The organism is Enterobacter sp. KB-221C9 (genome assembly GCF_041320715.1).
In the GTDB taxonomy this organism is placed as follows: domain Bacteria; phylum Pseudomonadota; class Gammaproteobacteria; order Enterobacterales; family Enterobacteriaceae; genus Enterobacter; species Enterobacter asburiae_D.
The window spans coordinates 187,697-203,711 of the sequence record NZ_JBGIWG010000004.1; the positions used below are offsets into that span (position 1 = coordinate 187,697).

Consider the following 16,015-nt stretch of genomic DNA (forward strand, 5'->3'; position numbering starts at 1 on the left):
ATGGGGTGTTCATTTATGATGCACTTCTTATCACGGACTGATGTACCCAATAAAGAGATGTTGGCGTGTCCAGCACGCAATGTGTTAATGATGTAGCCGTGATAAAGAGGTCGTAATGCCAGGCAGCACCTTGTTTAAAGCGTTTGTTTTGTTTGTCGCCCTCTGGGCATCTGTCACTCAGGCAGACTCCGGTTGGCAACCCGTTCAGGAAACTATTCGTAAAAGCGAAAAAGATACCCGTCAATATCAGGCTATTCGTCTTGATAACGGCATGACCGTACTGCTGGTTTCCGATCCGCAGGCGGTGAAATCCCTTTCGGCATTAGTGGTGCCGGTTGGATCGCTGGAAGATCCTGACGCTCATCCTGGGCTTGCACACTATCTGGAACATATGACGCTGATGGGGTCAAAAAAATACCCGCAGCCAGATAGCCTGTCCGAATTTCTGAAAATGCATGGCGGCAGCCACAATGCCAGCACGGCACCGTACCGCACGGCCTTTTATCTTGAAGTCGAAAATGATGCGCTGGAAGGCGCGGTCGATCGCCTTGCTGATTCCATCGCCGCCCCCTTGCTGGATAAAAAGTATGCCGATCGTGAACGCAATGCGGTGAATGCCGAGCTGACCATGGCCCGCACGCGAGACGGCATGCGCATGGCCCAGGTCAGCGCTGAAACCATCAACCCTGCGCACCCGGGTTCGCGTTTCTCCGGCGGTAACCTGGAGACGTTAAGCGACAAACCGAACAGCCCGGTGCTTGATGCCCTGCACGCGTTTCGCGATAAATACTACTCCGCCAACCTGATGAAAGCGGTCATCTACAGCAATAAACCGTTGCCAGAACTGGCAGGCATGGCGGCTAAAACGTTTGGCCAGGTGCCGAATAAAAATATCAACCTGCCGCAGATAGACGTACCGGTTGTCACGGACGCGCAAAAAGGGATCGTTATCCACTACGTGCCGGCAATGCCGCGCAAAGTGCTGCGCGTAGAATTCCGTATTGATAACAACACCGCACAGTTTCGCAGTAAAACCGATGAGCTGGTGACCTACCTGATAGGTAACCGTAGCCCGGGTACGCTTTCTGACTGGCTGCAAAAACAGGGGCTGGTGGAAGGTATTCGCGCCGATTCCGATCCGGTTGTGAACGGCAATAGCGGCGTGCTGGCGATCTCCGCCACCCTGACCGACAAAGGGCTGGCAAACCGTGATGAAGTGGTGGCGGCAATCTTCAGCTACCTCTCTTTACTGCGTGAGAAAGGCGTCGATAAGCGCTATTTTGATGAGCTCGCCCACGTGCTGGATCTCGATTTCCGTTACCCGTCCATTACCCGCGACATGGATTACGTTGAGTGGCTGGCGGATACCATGATCCGCGTGCCGGTGGAACACACCCTCGACGCGGTGAATATTGCCGACCAGTATGACGCCGAGGCGGTAAAAGCCCGCCTGGCGATGATGACGCCGGAGAATGCCCGCATCTGGTACATCAGCCCGAACGAACCGCATAACAAGACGGCATATTTTGTCGATGCCCCTTATCAGGTAGACAAAATCAGCGCGCAGACCTTCACCGACTGGCAGAAGAAGGCCGGGGAGATTGCGTTGAAGCTGCCGGAGCTGAACCCCTATATTCCGGATGACTTCTCGCTGATCAAAACGACTAAAGATTACCCGCACCCGGCGCTCATCATTGATGAGCCGACGCTGCGCGTGGTGTATACCCCAAGCCGCTATTTCGCAAGCGAGCCAAAGGCCGATGTCAGCGTGGTGCTGCGTAACCCGAAAGCGATGAATAGCGCTAAAAATCAGGTGATGTTCGCGCTCAATGACTATCTCGCCGGGATTGCGCTCGATCAGCTTAGCAACCAGGCGGCCGTGGGCGGCATCAGCTTCTCCACCAACGCCAACAACGGTTTGATGCTCAATGCAAACGGCTATACCCAGCGTTTGCCTCAGCTGTTCCAGGCACTGCTGGAGGGGTATTTCAGCTACACGCCGACGGAAGAGCAGCTTGAGCAGGCCAAATCGTGGTATGCGCAGATGATGGATTCTGCGGAGAAGGGTAAAGCCTACGATCTGGCGCTTATGCCAGCGCAAATGCTGTCGCAAGTTCCTTATTTCCAGCGTGAAGACCGCCGCGCGTTGTTGCCTTCGATCACCTTAAAAGACGTGCTGGCTTACCGTGACGCGCTGAAAACCAACACGCGTCCGGAGTTCCTGATCGTCGGCAACATGAGTGAGGATCAGGCCAAAACGCTGGCGGAGAATGTGCGTACTCAGCTCGGTTCGAAGGGCGACGAGTGGTGCCGCAACCAGGACGTGCTGGTTGAGAAAAAACAGAATGTGATTTTTGAAAAGGCGGGTAACAGCACGGATTCCGCGCTGGCCGCAGTGTTTGTGCCAACGGGCTATGATGAATTCGCCAGCTCAGCGCAGAGTGCCGTGCTGGGGCAAATTATTCAGCCGTGGTTCTATAACCAGTTGCGTACAGAAGAGCAGCTTGGCTACGCGGTGTTTGCCTTCTCCATGAACGTAGGCCGACAGTGGGGTCTGGGCTTCCTGCTGCAAAGCAGCGATAAACAGCCAGCGTATCTCTGGCAGCGTTACCAGGCCTTCTTCCCGCAGGTGGAAGCAAAACTGCGCGCCATGAAGCCGGATGAGTTTGCCCAGATCCAGCAGGCCGTCATCGCGCAGGTGATGCAGCCGCCGCAAACGCTGGGTGAAGAGGCCTCGCAGCTGAGCAAAGATTTCGATCGCGGTAATCTGAAATTTGATTCGCGTGATAAAGTAGTGGCCGAGATAAAACAGCTGACGCCGCAGAAGGTTGCCGACTTCTTCCATCAGGCGGTCATTAAGCCGCAGGGTATGACCATTCTGTCCCAGGTTTCCGGTAGCCAGAACGGGAAAACGGAGTACGTGAACCCGAAAGGCTGGAAAGTCTGGAAGAGCGTCAGCGCGCTGCAGCAATCTATGCCCTGGAGTAAGAAAGAATGACCGATACCGCTGAGTCCCTTGATCCCTTACGTTTACCTCTGCAGGGTGAACGATTGATTGAAGCCTCAGCGGGAACGGGAAAAACCTTCACCATTGCCGCCCTCTATCTGCGTCTGCTGCTGGGGCTTGGCGGCAACGCGGCTTTTCCACGCCCTTTGAGCGTGGAAGAGCTGCTGGTGGTGACTTTCACCGAGGCTGCCACCGCTGAGCTGCGGGGCCGTATTCGTACCAATATCCACGAGCTGCGCATCGCCTGTCTGCGTCAGAGCACGGATAACCCTCTCTACGCGAGCCTTCTGGAAGAGATTGCCGATAAGCAACAGGCAGCCCAGTGGCTGCTCCTCGCCGAACGGCAGATGGATGAAGCGTCCGTCTTCACCATTCACGGTTTTTGCCAGCGCATGCTGAGCCTGAATGCGTTTGAATCCGGCATGCTGTTTGAACAGCAGCTTATTGAAGATGAATCCGTGCTTCGCTATCAGGCCTGCGCGGATTTCTGGCGTCGCCACTGCTACCCGCTGCCGCGCGATATCGCCGAAGCGGTACATGCGTTGTGGAAGGGCCCGGAGGCGCTGCTGCGCGCTATCGATCGTTATCTGCAGGGGGAAGCGCCGGTCATAAAATCCCCGCCGCCTGCGGATGAAACGCTGGCCTCACGGCATGAAAAAATCGTCGCGCAGATTGCCGACATCAAGCAAAAATGGATTGAGTCCGTCGGCGAGATTGACGCAATCATCGAAAATTCCGGGATTGACCGACGCAAGTTTAACCGTGGCAATCAGGGTAAATGGATCGACAAGATCAGCGCCTGGGCGCAGGAAGAGACGCGAAGCTATCAGCTCCCGGACGCGCTGGAGAAATTTTCCCAGCGTTTCCTGGTTGAGCGGACCAAAGCCGACGGCATTGTGCCTGAGCATCCCCTGTTTGTGGCGATTGAATCCCTGCTGGCTGAGCCCTTAACGCTCAACGATCTGATGATCGCTCGCGCGATGACTGAAATTCGCGACGCCGTCGCGCGTGAAAAACGCCGCCGGGGTGAGCTGGGGTTCGACGATATGCTGAGCCGCCTCGATGCGGCGCTGTGCAGTGAAAACGGCGAAGCGCTTGCCGCCGCCATTCGCACCCGTTTCCCGGTGGCGATGATTGACGAATTTCAGGATACCGACCCTCAGCAATACCGCATTTTCCGCCGTATCTGGCGCCAGCAGCCCGGCACCGCGCTGTTGTTAATCGGCGATCCGAAACAGGCCATTTACGCCTTTCGCGGTGCGGATATTTTCACCTACATGAAAGCCCGCAGCGAGGTTGACGCGCACTACACGCTCGACACCAACTGGCGCTCCTCTCCCGGCATGGTGGAAAGCGTCAACGCGCTCTTCAGCCGCATGGATACGGCGTTTATGTTCCGGGAGATCCCGTTTCAGCCGGTAAAATTCGCCGAGAAAAATGCCTCGTTGCGCTTCGAGTTCAACGGCGAGACGCAGCCTGCCATGAACTTCTGGCTGCTGGATGGGGAAGGCTGCGGCGCTGCTGACTATCAAAATGCCATGGCCCAGCACTGTGCCGCGCAAATCCGTGACTGGCTAAGTGCGGGCGCGCGCGGTGAAGCGCTGCTGTGGAAGGGGGATCAACCCACCCCCGTAAAGGCATCCGATATTACGGTACTGGTGCGCAGCCGTCAGGAGGCCGCGCTCATCCGCGACGCCCTGACGCTACTGAATATCCCCTCCGTCTACCTCTCAAACCGCGACAGCGTCTTTGAAACGCTGGAAGCGCAGGAGATGCTATGGCTGCTGCAGGCCGTGCTGGCCCCGGAGCGGGAAAGCATGCTGCGCAGCGCATTAGCCAGCGCAATGCTCGGGCTGAATGCGCGTGACATTGATGCGCTTAACAATGACGAAGCCGCATGGGATGCCGTGGTGGAAGAGTTTGTTCGCTACCGGGAGAAATGGCAGAAGCGCGGGGTCATGGCGATGGTGCGAGAGCTCATGGCTCAGCGCCACATTGCGGAGAATATGCTGGCGACAGCGGGCGGCGAGCGCCGGCTGACCGATATTTTACATATCAGCGAGCTGTTGCAGGAGGCGGGTACGCAGCTGGAGAGCGAGCACGCGCTGGTGCGCTGGCTGGCGCAGCAGATTGCCGATCCGAACAGCAATTCGTCCAGCCAGCAGATGCGCCTTGAGAGCGATAAACATCTGGTGCAGATCGTCACCATTCACAAATCGAAAGGCCTGGAATATCCGCTGGTCTGGCTGCCGTTTATTGCCAATTACCGCGTACAGGATCAGGCTTTTTACCACGACCGCGAGTCTTTTGAGGCGGTGCTCGATCTCAGCAACGCGGAGTCCAGCGTTGAGCTGGCAGAGGCTGAACGCCTGGCGGAAGATTTACGCCTGCTCTATGTAGCGCTGACCCGTTCGATCTGGCACTGCAGCCTGGGCGTTGCGCCTCTGTTCCGTCGCCGTGGCGAAAAGACCGGGGAGAGCGATTTTCATCTGAGCGCGCTGGGGCGGCTTATTCAGCACGGCGAACCCAAAGACGCGGCGGGCCTGCGCCAGTGTATCGAATCACTTTGCACAGAGCATGTTGCCCTGCATATTCCGTCGCAGCCCGACAACAGCCGCTGGCAGATGCCGGAGCTGCGTGAGTCAGCGCTCCATGCCCGCCAGGTTGTGCGTACCATTGCCGACGACTGGCGCGTCACCAGCTACTCCGGTTTACAGCAGCACGGGCAGAGTATTGCACAGGATCTGATGCCAAAACTGGACGTGGATGCCGCAGGAGCCGGTAGCGTACCCGTTGAGCCGGTGCTTACGCCGCACCAGTTCCCGCGCGGCGCCTCGCCGGGCACGTTTTTGCACAGCCTGTTTGAAGAGCTGGATTTTACCCAGCCGGTTTCCGAAGAGTGGGTGCTGAAGATGTTACAAAGTGGCGGCTACGACGCACAGTGGCAGCCGGTTCTCACCGACTGGATCCGCGCTGTACTGCACGCGCCGCTCACGGCGCAGGGGATCTCGCTGAGTCAGTTGACCGCCAAAGATAAGCAGGTGGAGATGGAATTTTATCTCCCCATCGCCAGCCCGCTCAGAGCCGAGGCGCTTGATGCGCTGATCCGCGAGTACGATCCGTTATCGGCCGGGTGCCCGCCGCTGAACTTCCGCCAGGTGCAGGGGATGCTCAAAGGCTTTATCGACCTGGTTTTCCGCCACGAAGGGCGCTACTACCTGCTGGATTACAAATCGAACTGGCTGGGTGAAAGCAGCGAAGCCTACACGCAAGATGCGATGGCCTCTGCCATGCAAATGCATCGCTACGATCTGCAGTACCAGCTTTATACCCTGGCGCTGCACCGTTACCTGCGTCATCGCATGGCCGATTACCGCTACGACGCGCATTTCGGCGGCGTAATTTACCTGTTCCTGCGCGGAGTGGATGCTAACGACCCGCGTTCCGGCGTCTTTAGTACGCGTCCGGCTGCGGAACTGATTGAAAAAATGGATAACCTGTTTGCTGCAAGCACGGAGGAGGTGGCATGACAATGCAGGCGCTACTGCTGGACGCGGTTGAACAACGATTGCTGCGCCACCTGGATGTGCAGTTTGCCATGATGGTGGCAGGTGAGGAGCCTGCCGTCATGCTTGCCGCCGCCATTCTGAGCAAAGACGCGGGGGAGGGGCACGTGTGTCTGCCGCTGTCGCGTCTGGCGGTGGATGAGAAGATGCCTCCGGCTTTACAGGCGTGTTTCGCCCTGCTGGGTGACGCAGTGGACTGGCAGGCGATATTACTCGGCTCGCCTGCCGTGAGCGGCGACGATACCGGGACGCCGATGATCCTTGTCGGCGAGCGTTTGTATCTTAACCGGCTGTGGCGTAACGAACTGACGGTAGCGCGCTTTTTCAGCGAGACCAACGCCCCGCTTCCCTGCGATGAAGCACAGCTCCGGCAAACGCTGGATACGCTGTTTATCTCTGACGACGAGACAGACTGGCAGAAAGTGGCGGCAGCCGTGGCCTTAACGCGACGGATCTCGGTGATTTCTGGCGGCCCGGGCACCGGGAAAACGACCACTGTGGCAAAACTGCTTGCAGCGCTGATTCAGCTATCGGGTGAGCAAAAATGCCGTATTCGCCTGGCGGCCCCCACCGGTAAAGCGGCGGCACGTCTGACGGAATCGTTAGGCGGCGCGCTGCAAAAAATGCCGCTAACCGGGGATCAGCTTGCGCTTTTCCCCAATGAAGCCAGCACGCTGCACCGTTTGCTTGGCGCACAGCCGGGTAGCCAGCGTCTGCGCTATCATGCCGGTAACCCGCTGCACCTTGATGTTCTGGTGGTGGATGAAGCGTCGATGATTGACCTGACGATGATGTCGCGTTTGATCGATGCGCTCCCGCCGCACGCGCGGGTTATTTTCCTCGGCGATCGCGATCAGCTTGCCTCGGTAGAGGCCGGGGCCGTATTAGGTGATATCTGCACGTATGCCAGCCTGGGATATACCGCTGAGCGCGCTCAGGAGCTGGCCCGTCTCACCGGATGTTCGCTCACGTCTGAAAACCATTCGCTAGCAGGGGCGCTGCGCGACAGCCTGTGTCTGCTGCAAAAAAGCTACCGTTTCGGCAGCGACTCCGGCATCGGCCAGCTTGCGGCAGCGGTGAACCGGGGAGACCGGCGCACCACCACGGCGGTATTTGACGGAACCTTTACGGATATTGAGAAAAAATCGCTGCAAAGCGGGGAAGAGTATCAGGCGATGCTTGACGATGCCCTGCAGGGGTACCAGCGCTTTCTGACGGGCGTACAACAGCAAAGTACGCCGGAGCAGGTCATTGCCGCGTTTGGCGAATACCAGCTGCTCTGTGCGCTGAGGGAAGGCCCGTTTGGTGTCCGGGGTCTTAACGACAGGCTGGAACAGCTGCTGGCGCAAAAACGCAAAATTAACCGTACCCCGCACTCGCGATGGTATGAAGGGCGACCGGTGATGATCGCCCGCAACGACAGCGCGCTGGGGTTGTTTAACGGGGATATCGGGATTGCGCTCGATTGCGGTCAGGGCCTGCGCGTCTGGTTCCAGATGCCGGACGGGAGCGTGAAGTCTTTCCAGCCCAGCCGTTTGCCCGAGCATGAAACCGCCTGGGCGATGACGGTGCATAAATCGCAGGGCTCCGAGTTTAACCATGCGGCGCTGATCCTGCCCACGCAGCTTTCACCCGTCATTACCCGCGAGCTGATCTATACCGCCATTACGCGCGCGCGTCAGCGCCTGTCGCTGTATACCGATGAAAGGGGGCTGGTGCAGGCGATCGCCACCCGTACGGAACGCCGAAGCGGGCTGGGCGCGATATTTGAGTCCCTCTGAACGAAAGCCCTCGCCGGACGGTGAGGGCGTCGTATCATCCCAGATCGGCCATCAGCACTTTTGAACGACGCTGATAGTTGTACATCTCTTTCTTCGTTTCCGGCAGGGAATCGATATCCACCGGTGTGAATCCGCGCTCCTGGAACCAGTGAATGCTGCGCGTCGTCAGGACGAACAGCTTGCTTAGCCCCATCTGGCGCGCCTGTACCGCCACGCGCTCAAGCAGCATTTCGCCGCGTGAAGAGCTACGGTAATCAGGATGCACCGCCACGCAGGCCATTTCACCGATCTTCTCTTCCGGGAACGGATAGAGCGCGGCGCAGGCAATGGTCAGGTTATCGCGCTGAATAATGGTGAATTTGTCGATCTCCATCTCCAGCTGTTCGCGTGAGCGACGCACCAGAATACCCTGCTGTTCCAGCGGGCGGATCAGCTCCAGAATGCCGCCGATGTCGTTGATGGTGGCGCGGCGGATCTGTTCCGCACTCTCCATCACAATCTGTGTACCAATACCGTCGCGGGAGAACAGCTCCTGCAGCAGGGCCCCGTCTTCCTGATAGCTGATCAGGTGGCTGCGGCGCACGCCGCTGCGGCAGGCCTTCACGGCGCCACGCAGGAAGCGGACGGTGCCGGAGTGGTAATCGCCTTCGGCTTCCAGCGCTTCTACGCGAGCCTGAGCTTCGTTCGGGAAGAGTTCCGGTACGATTGTTCCTTCATCGTTCACGACGCCCTGGGAGGAGCAGAACCCAATCATTTTTTCCGCCTTCAGCTTGATCGCCAGCTGCGTGGCAATCTCTTCAGACGTCAGGTTAAAGCTTTCGCCGGTCACGGAAACGGCGACCGGGCCCATCAGCACGATGGCTCCGCTGTCCAGCTGGCGATGAATAGCTTCTTCATCAATACGACGAATGCGGCCGCTGTGGCAGTAATCTACGCCATCGTCCACGCCGAGCGGCTGGGCAATGATAAAGTTGCCGCTCACGACGTTGATATGCGCACCCTGTAGCGGCGTATTGTTCAGGCTCATGGACAGGCGAGCGGTAATATCCAGCTGCAGCAGACCCGCCGCCTGTTTCACCAGCTCAAGGGTTTTGGCGTCGGTAACGCGGGTATGCTTGTGGTAAATCGGCTCGTGGTGATGAGCGGCCAGGTTGGCGTCGATCTGCGGACGCGCGCCATACACCACCACCAGGCGGATCCCGAGGCTGTGCAGCAGGCCAATGTCGTTGACGATGCTGGAAAAATTTTCATGCTCAATGGCTTCGCCGCCAAGCATGATGACAAACGTTTTTCCCCGATGGGCGTTGATATAGGGAACAGAATGGCGGAATCCCTGGACCAGTTCGGTTCTACGTTCCTTCACCATGGCACAACCCTTAATGAATGTTTATTCGTAATTTCTGTATTTTTATTCGATTGTGGTCGCGTGTGCAAGCGCAAATTTTCCGCGACCCACAGAAATTAGTAAGTAATCCGTGCGTTAGCGTATGATTGTTTACCCTTTTATAGATGACAGTTTATGCGTCATTCGTTAAAGTTTTCGGTCAATTTGGACATTTTGTATATCAGTCAGTGTTCTTGCTCGGGAGAAGCATGTCGGGATCCAATTCAGCAATAAGCCGCCGCCGTTTGTTAAAAGGGGCCGGGGCAATGTGGTTGCTTAGCGTCAGTCAGGTCGGTCTTGCCGCCACCAGTCAGGTGGTGGCGGTGCGCGTCTGGCCGTCGTCGACCTATACGCGCGTGACGGTCGAATCCAATCGCGTGCTGAAATATAAGCAATTTGCCCTCAGCAACCCTGAACGCGTGGTGGTGGATCTCGAAGGCGTTAACCTCAACTCCGTGCTGAAGGGTATGGCGGCGCAGATCCGCGGCGACGATCCGTTTATTAAATCGGCGCGCGTCGGGCAGTTTGATCCGCAAACCGTGCGCATGGTGTTTGAACTGAAGCAGAACGTTAAGCCGCAGCTGTTTGCCCTGGCGCCCGTTGCGACCTTCAAAGAGCGCCTGGTGATGGATCTCTACCCGGCCAATGCGACGGATATTCAGGATCCGCTTCTTGCCCTGCTGGAGGATTACAACAAGGGCGATTTGCAGCGTCAGGTTCCACCTGCGCAAAGCGGTCCGCAGCCGGGGAAAGCAGGGCGCGATCGTCCGATTGTGATCATGCTCGATCCAGGCCACGGCGGCGAAGACTCCGGCGCGGTGGGGAAATACCGCACGCGTGAAAAAGACGTGGTGCTGCAAATTGCCCGTCGCCTGAAAGCGTTGATTGATAAAGAAGGCAATATGCGCGCCTATATGACGCGCAATGAAGACGTCTTTATTCCGCTGAAGGTCCGGGTGGCGAAAGCGCAGAAGCAGCGCGCCGATTTGTTCGTGTCGATCCATGCGGATGCGTTTACCAGCCGCCAGCCAAGCGGCTCGTCGGTGTTTGCGCTCTCAACCAAAGGCGCGACCAGTACCGCAGCAAGATTCCTGGCTGACAGCCAGAACGCCTCTGACCTGATTGGTGGCGTGAGCAAAAGCGGCGACCGCTACGTCGACCATACTATGTTCGATATGGTGCAGTCGCTGACCATTAACGATAGCCTGAAGTTTGGTAAAGCGGTGCTGGGCAAGCTGGGCAATATCAATAAGCTGCATAAAAACAGCGTTGAACAGGCCGGGTTTGCGGTACTCAAGGCACCGGATATCCCGTCCATTCTGGTAGAAACCGCGTTTATCAGTAACGTTGAAGAGGAGCGTAAGCTCAAGACGGCAAAATTCCAGCAGGAAGTTGCGGAGTCGATTCTGGCGGGGATACGGGCGTATTTCTCAGACGGGGCGACGCTGGCGCGGCGCGGGTAAATCTTTCAGCCGGGTAAACGCCCGGCAAACTCACAAACTACAGATACAAAAAAACACCCTTAAGGGTGTTTATTGTTTTTAGAAGTATTGGTTGCGGGGGCCGGATTTGAACCGACGACCTTCGGGTTATGAGCCCGACGAGCTACCAGGCTGCTCCACCCCGCGTCCGTCTTTCTACTCGTGTAGAAACTTACTTCTTCAAATTTGATTGGTTGCGGGGGCCGGATTTGAACCGACGACCTTCGGGTTATGAGCCCGACGAGCTACCAGGCTGCTCCACCCCGCGTCCGTCTTTCTACAGTCGTAGAAGATACTTCATCAAATTTTAATTGGTTGCGGGGGCCGGATTTGAACCGACGACCTTCGGGTTATGAGCCCGACGAGCTACCAGGCTGCTCCACCCCGCGTCCGTGGATGCGCACTATACTCGGATAGGTTTGTGATGCAACCCCTTTTTCACATAAATCATGATTTTGTATGCAAATTGAACGACATGGCTCTGTTTGGACTATTTTTTGCGCAAAATTTGCCAAAGGGCATGCGATCGCATTTCATTAGCCCTGGCGGTTTGTTATCTTCATCACGCGGAAATGGGCAACTTAAAGACGAGATATAATGAAAGGACGTTGGGCGAAGTATCTGATGGCGGGCGCAATGGTAGCGATTCTTGCGGCCTGTTCTTCCAAACCGACCGATCGCGGTCAACAGTATAAAGACGGGAAGTTATCCCAGCCTTTCTCTTTAGTTAATCAGCCTGATGCTGTCGGCGCACCGATTAATGCCGGTGATTTCTCCGAGCAGGTCTACCAGATCCGCAACGCGTCGCCGCGTCTGTATAGCTCACAGAACAGTGTTTATAGCGCGGTACAGGACTGGCTGAAAGCAGGCGGCGATACGCGCAACATGCGCCAGTTTGGTATCGATGCCTGGCAGATGGAAGGGGCCGATAACTACGGCAACGTCCAGTTTACCGGCTATTACACCCCGGTTATCCAGGCGCGACACTCCCGTCAGGGCGAGTTCCAGTATCCTATTTACCGTATGCCGCCAAAACGCGGTCGTCTGCCGTCTCGTGCTGAGATCTACGCCGGTGCGCTGAGCGAAAACTACGTTCTGGCCTACAGCAACTCCCTGATGGATAACTTCATCATGGACGTTCAGGGCAGCGGCTATATTGATTTTGGCGACGGTTCACCACTTAACTTCTTCAGCTATTCCGGTAAAAACGGCCACGCCTATCGCAGTATTGGCAAGGTGCTGATCGACCGCGGTGAAGTGAAGAAAGAAGACATGTCGATGCAGGCTATCCGCGAGTGGGGCGAGAAACACAGCGAAGCCGAGGTGCGTGAGCTGCTGGAGCAGAACCCGTCGTTCGTCTTCTTCAAACCGCAAAACTTCGCGCCGGTGAAAGGGGCGAGTGCCGTTCCGCTGATTGGCCGCGCGTCGGTAGCATCGGATCGTTCGATTATTCCTGCAGGCACCACGCTGCTGGCGGAGGTCCCTCTGCTGGACAACAACGGCAAGTTCAGCGGCCAGTATGAGCTGCGTCTGATGGTGGCGCTGGACGTCGGCGGGGCGATTAAAGGCCAGCACTTCGACATCTATCAGGGTATTGGCCCTGACGCAGGCCATCGTGCGGGCTGGTATAACCACTACGGACGCGTATGGGTACTGAAGGCGGCGCCGGGTGCTGGAAACGTATTCAGCGGCTGATTGTGGTATTCTGAGCGCAATACGGATTACTGTTCAGGGTGAGGAAAACCTCACCCTTTTTACATCTGAGGTTTTATGTCTGTGGTAATCAGCGACGCCTGGCGCCAGCGTTTTGGCGGTACGGCACGTTTATATGGTGAAAAAGCCCTGCAGCTGTTTGCGGATGCGCATGTCTGCGTCGTGGGCATTGGTGGTGTGGGGTCGTGGGCGGCAGAAGCGCTGGCGAGAACCGGTATTGGCGCAATCACGCTGATTGACATGGATGACGTTTGCGTCACCAACACCAACCGTCAAATCCACGCCCTGCGCGATAGCGTCGGCCTGGCGAAGTCTGAGGTCATGGCGGAGCGTATCCGTTTGATCAACCCGGAGTGCCGCGTGACGGTGATCGATGACTTTGTGATGGCAGATAACGTCGCGGAGTATATGAGCAAAGGCTACAGCTATGTGATTGACGCCATCGACAGCGTGCGGCCAAAAGCGGCGCTGATCGCATACTGCCGTCGCTACAAGGTGCCGCTGGTCACGACGGGCGGCGCGGGCGGGCAAATCGATCCGACGCAGATCCAGGTGGCCGATCTGGCGAAAACCATTCAGGATCCGCTGGCTGCCAAGCTGCGCGAACGCCTGAAGAGCGATTTTAACGTGGTGAAGAACAGCAAAGGCAAGCTGGGCGTTGACTGCGTGTTCTCGACCGAAGCGCTGGTCTACCCGCAGGCGGATGGGTCAGTCTGCGCAATGAAGAGTACGGCGGAAGGGCCAAAGAGAATGGATTGCGCCTCCGGGTTTGGTGCGGCCACTATGGTGACCGCCTCCTTCGGCTTTGTGGCGGTGTCTCACGCCCTCAAGAAAATGATGGCGAAGGCGGAACGTCAGGCCTGAGCCTGACGTGCGGCATCCAGTACCGCGTCGCCGAGCGCGATCAACCCCTGACCGCGCGAGGCGCTGAGCTGCGCGCGCAGCCCAAGCTCATCAAATAGCGCCAGCGGCGAATGTGCCAGCAATTCCGCCGCGCTTTTTCCTTCCACTGCTGTCAACAATACGGCCAGCAGGCCCCTGACGATGCGGCCTTCGCTGTCGCCGAAGAAGTGCAGCTTCTTGCCAGAGACGCTCACGCCCAGCCAGACGCGGTTTTCACAGCCTGCGATCTCTTTCGCCTGCGCTTTGAGATCGTCTGAAAGCGCAGGGAGCTGTTTACCCAGCAGGATCAGCTGTCGATATTTATCTTCCCACTGCTGGAGCGGGGCGAAGGTCTGTTTTAAGGTCTCTTCTGTGATGACCGTGCCAAACGGATGTCCGGCTAAAGCAGCGCTAGTCATTAATCCACCAGTATTTCAAGGGCGCGGTCAACGGCGGCAACCAGCGCGTCGACATCGCTTTGGGTATTATACGGCGCAAACGAGGCGCGCAGCGTACCGTTAACGCCGAGCGCCGCCAGCAGCGGCTGGGCGCAGTGCTGTCCGGCACGCAGGGCAATGCCGTACCCGGCCAGCAGCGTCACCATGTCGCTATGATGAACGCCCGCAAAATCAAAGGCGAGCAGGCTGGAGTCCTGAACGCGGAACGAGCGGAAGCCCGGGCGCTTTTTGAGTTCTTCCTCTGCCAGCGTCGCCAGCCCCCGGCTCCAGCTTTCAGCCTGGACAATGTCGGTTTCAGCCAGCCACTCCAGCGCCGCGATTAAGCCAATCACCCCCGCCACGTTCGGCGTACCGGCTTCCAGACGATAGGGAACGTCCTGCGTTTTGAAGCCATCGAACGACACTTCGGTAATCATTTTGCCGCCACCGAGCCACGGCGTCATTTTTGCCAGCAGTTCTGGCTTGCCGTACAACGCCCCAATACCGGTTGGTCCGTAAAGCTTATGTCCCGAGAAGGCATAGAAGTCGATATCAAGCGCCTGCACGTCGGCAGGGAAGTGCACCACGCCCTGAGCGCCGTCGACCATCACCACCATCCCGCTAGCATGGGCGATGCGAATGGCCTGAGCCAGATCCGGGCAACCTCCCGTGACGTTCGACATCTGTCCGAGCGCCAGAATGCGGCTGCGGGGAGTAATCAGCTCGGGGAGACGGGCCACGTCGGGCAGAAGATCTGCACCCAGTGGGAGTTTCACCACGCGTGCACCCGTTTGCTCTGCCACCATCAGCCATGGCACCAGGTTGGCGTGATGTTCCGCTTCGCTGACGACGATCTCATCGCCCGGCTGAAGCAGCGGGCGCGCGTAGCACTGGGCCACCATATTGATGGCCTCGGTCGTGCCGCGCGTCCAGACGATGTTTTTCCCGCTTTCGGCATTGATCAGGCGCGCGACCTGATCGCGTGCGGCTTCGTAGCGCGCGGTTAATCGCTGCGCTTCGGCAAACTGGCTGCGATGCACGTTCCCGGCGCTCAGGCTGTAGAACTGCTGCGTGGCCTTAATCACCGCCTGTGGCTTAAGGGCGGTGGCGGCGCTATCCAGGTAAATACCGGCATCGGCCAGGGCCGGAAACTGTGCGCGGAACTGCGCAGGACTGAAAGCGTTCATGGGATTCCTCATTTCAATATAGCGATCGTCGCGCAATTTCAGCGGCAGGGCAAGGAGGTTGATATCTATCAGAATTGTCTGCTTATCCTTACGACCTCAAAAAAGCAGGTTATGCTAAATAGTGTTAGGCGGATGTTTTAGCCTGTTATAAATCGAGGTTTGAATAGCATTAATTGCTAAAGGAGAATAATCATGAATAAGACAGCTGCAATCATTTCTGCCTGTGCGTTTACCTTTGCCCTGAGCGCGTGTTCTGGTAACAACTACGTGATGCACACCAACGATGGTCGTTCTATCGTTTCGGAAGGGAAACCGACTACCGATAATGATACCGGGATGATTTCGTACAAAGATGCTAACGGGAACAAGCAGCAGATCAACCGCACGGACGTGAAAGAGATGAAAGAGATCGAGCATTAACAGATCGATAAGCAAAAAAAAGCACCGCAAATTGGCGGTGCTACATTAATCACTATGGACAGACAGGGTAAATGTACAGGAAGTGAAAAATTGGTAGCGTTGCTACCGTGGTCTGAATCGCAGACCAATTGCAAACACAACAACACAACATCACAAC

At 57.1% G+C, this 16,015-nt stretch carries 10 protein-coding genes and 3 tRNA genes; 7 read left to right on the forward strand and 6 right to left on the reverse strand.

The genetic code is table 11. From position 1 onward, the window contains the following. Positions 1-115 precede the first annotated feature (115 nt). From ptrA to recD, 3 genes are read left to right on the forward strand one after another with little or no spacing between them, the layout of a single operon-like run. Positions 116-2,998: a pitrilysin gene (gene ptrA / locus AB8846_RS07100; protein ID WP_370732389.1), complete on the forward strand. Its 2,883-nt coding sequence runs from the start codon at positions 116-118 to the stop codon at positions 2,996-2,998. Continuing rightward, entirely contained in the window at positions 2,995-6,537 is a 3,543-nt protein-coding gene (recB, locus tag AB8846_RS07105) for an exodeoxyribonuclease V subunit beta (protein WP_370732390.1), read from the forward strand. The genes ptrA and recB overlap by 4 nt, the downstream gene beginning before the upstream one ends. Beyond that, positions 6,534-8,354 (forward strand): exodeoxyribonuclease V subunit alpha, encoded by a 1,821-nt coding sequence (gene recD / locus AB8846_RS07110; RefSeq protein WP_370732391.1) that lies wholly within the window; start codon positions 6,534-6,536, stop codon positions 8,352-8,354. Before recB ends, recD begins: the two co-directional genes overlap by 4 nt. 34 nt (positions 8,355-8,388) lie before the next feature. Here the strand turns inward: recD and argA are convergent, their stop codons facing one another. Continuing rightward, complete coding sequence (gene argA, locus AB8846_RS07115) at positions 8,389-9,720, reverse strand: amino-acid N-acetyltransferase (RefSeq protein WP_063144705.1); 1,332 nt, start codon at positions 9,718-9,720, stop codon at positions 8,389-8,391. A 227-nt stretch (positions 9,721-9,947) separates the two neighbouring features. On the opposite strand from argA, the gene amiC reads away from it, so the two are divergent. Beyond that, positions 9,948-11,201, forward strand: a complete 1,254-nt coding sequence (amiC, locus tag AB8846_RS07120) for an N-acetylmuramoyl-L-alanine amidase AmiC (protein WP_134348866.1) — start codon at positions 9,948-9,950, stop codon at positions 11,199-11,201. 88 nt (positions 11,202-11,289) lie between these two features. Here amiC and AB8846_RS07125 read toward each other — a convergent pair. The 3 genes from AB8846_RS07125 to AB8846_RS07135 all read right to left on the reverse strand — a co-directional run bounded on the left by AB8846_RS07125 (position 11,290) and on the right by AB8846_RS07135 (position 11,608). Continuing rightward, a tRNA-Met gene (locus AB8846_RS07125) sits at positions 11,290-11,366 on the reverse strand. A gap of 44 nt (positions 11,367-11,410) precedes the next feature. Beyond that, a tRNA-Met gene (locus AB8846_RS07130) sits at positions 11,411-11,487 on the reverse strand. Between the two features lie 44 nt (positions 11,488-11,531). Next, positions 11,532-11,608: transfer RNA gene (locus AB8846_RS07135), tRNA-Met, on the reverse strand. Positions 11,609-11,816: 208 nt separating this feature from the next. Here AB8846_RS07135 and mltA point away from each other — a divergent pair. After that, positions 11,817-12,914, forward strand: coding sequence for a murein transglycosylase A (mltA, locus tag AB8846_RS07140; RefSeq protein WP_063144707.1), 1,098 nt, complete (start codon positions 11,817-11,819; stop codon positions 12,912-12,914). Positions 12,915-12,989: 75 nt separating this feature from the next. Beyond that, the gene (gene tcdA, locus AB8846_RS07145) at positions 12,990-13,796 is read left to right on the forward strand and encodes a tRNA cyclic N6-threonylcarbamoyladenosine(37) synthase TcdA (RefSeq protein WP_370732392.1); all 807 of its coding nucleotides are present in this window, start codon (positions 12,990-12,992) and stop codon (positions 13,794-13,796) included. Here tcdA and csdE read toward each other — a convergent pair. Together csdE and csdA are read right to left on the reverse strand one after the other, a co-directional pair. After that, positions 13,787-14,233, reverse strand: coding sequence for a cysteine desulfurase sulfur acceptor subunit CsdE (csdE, locus tag AB8846_RS07150; RefSeq protein WP_370732393.1), 447 nt, complete (start codon positions 14,231-14,233; stop codon positions 13,787-13,789). The genes tcdA and csdE overlap by 10 nt on opposite strands. Then, a complete protein-coding gene (gene csdA, locus AB8846_RS07155) occupies positions 14,233-15,438 on the reverse strand; it encodes a cysteine desulfurase CsdA (protein ID WP_370732394.1) in 1,206 nt (401 codons plus the stop codon). Before csdA ends, csdE begins: the two co-directional genes overlap by 1 nt. Before the next feature lie 192 nt (positions 15,439-15,630). Here csdA and AB8846_RS07160 point away from each other — a divergent pair, with 192 nt between their 5' ends. Continuing rightward, complete coding sequence (locus AB8846_RS07160) at positions 15,631-15,858, forward strand: YgdI/YgdR family lipoprotein (RefSeq protein WP_008499648.1); 228 nt, start codon at positions 15,631-15,633, stop codon at positions 15,856-15,858. The last annotated feature ends 157 nt before the right edge of the window (positions 15,859-16,015 follow it).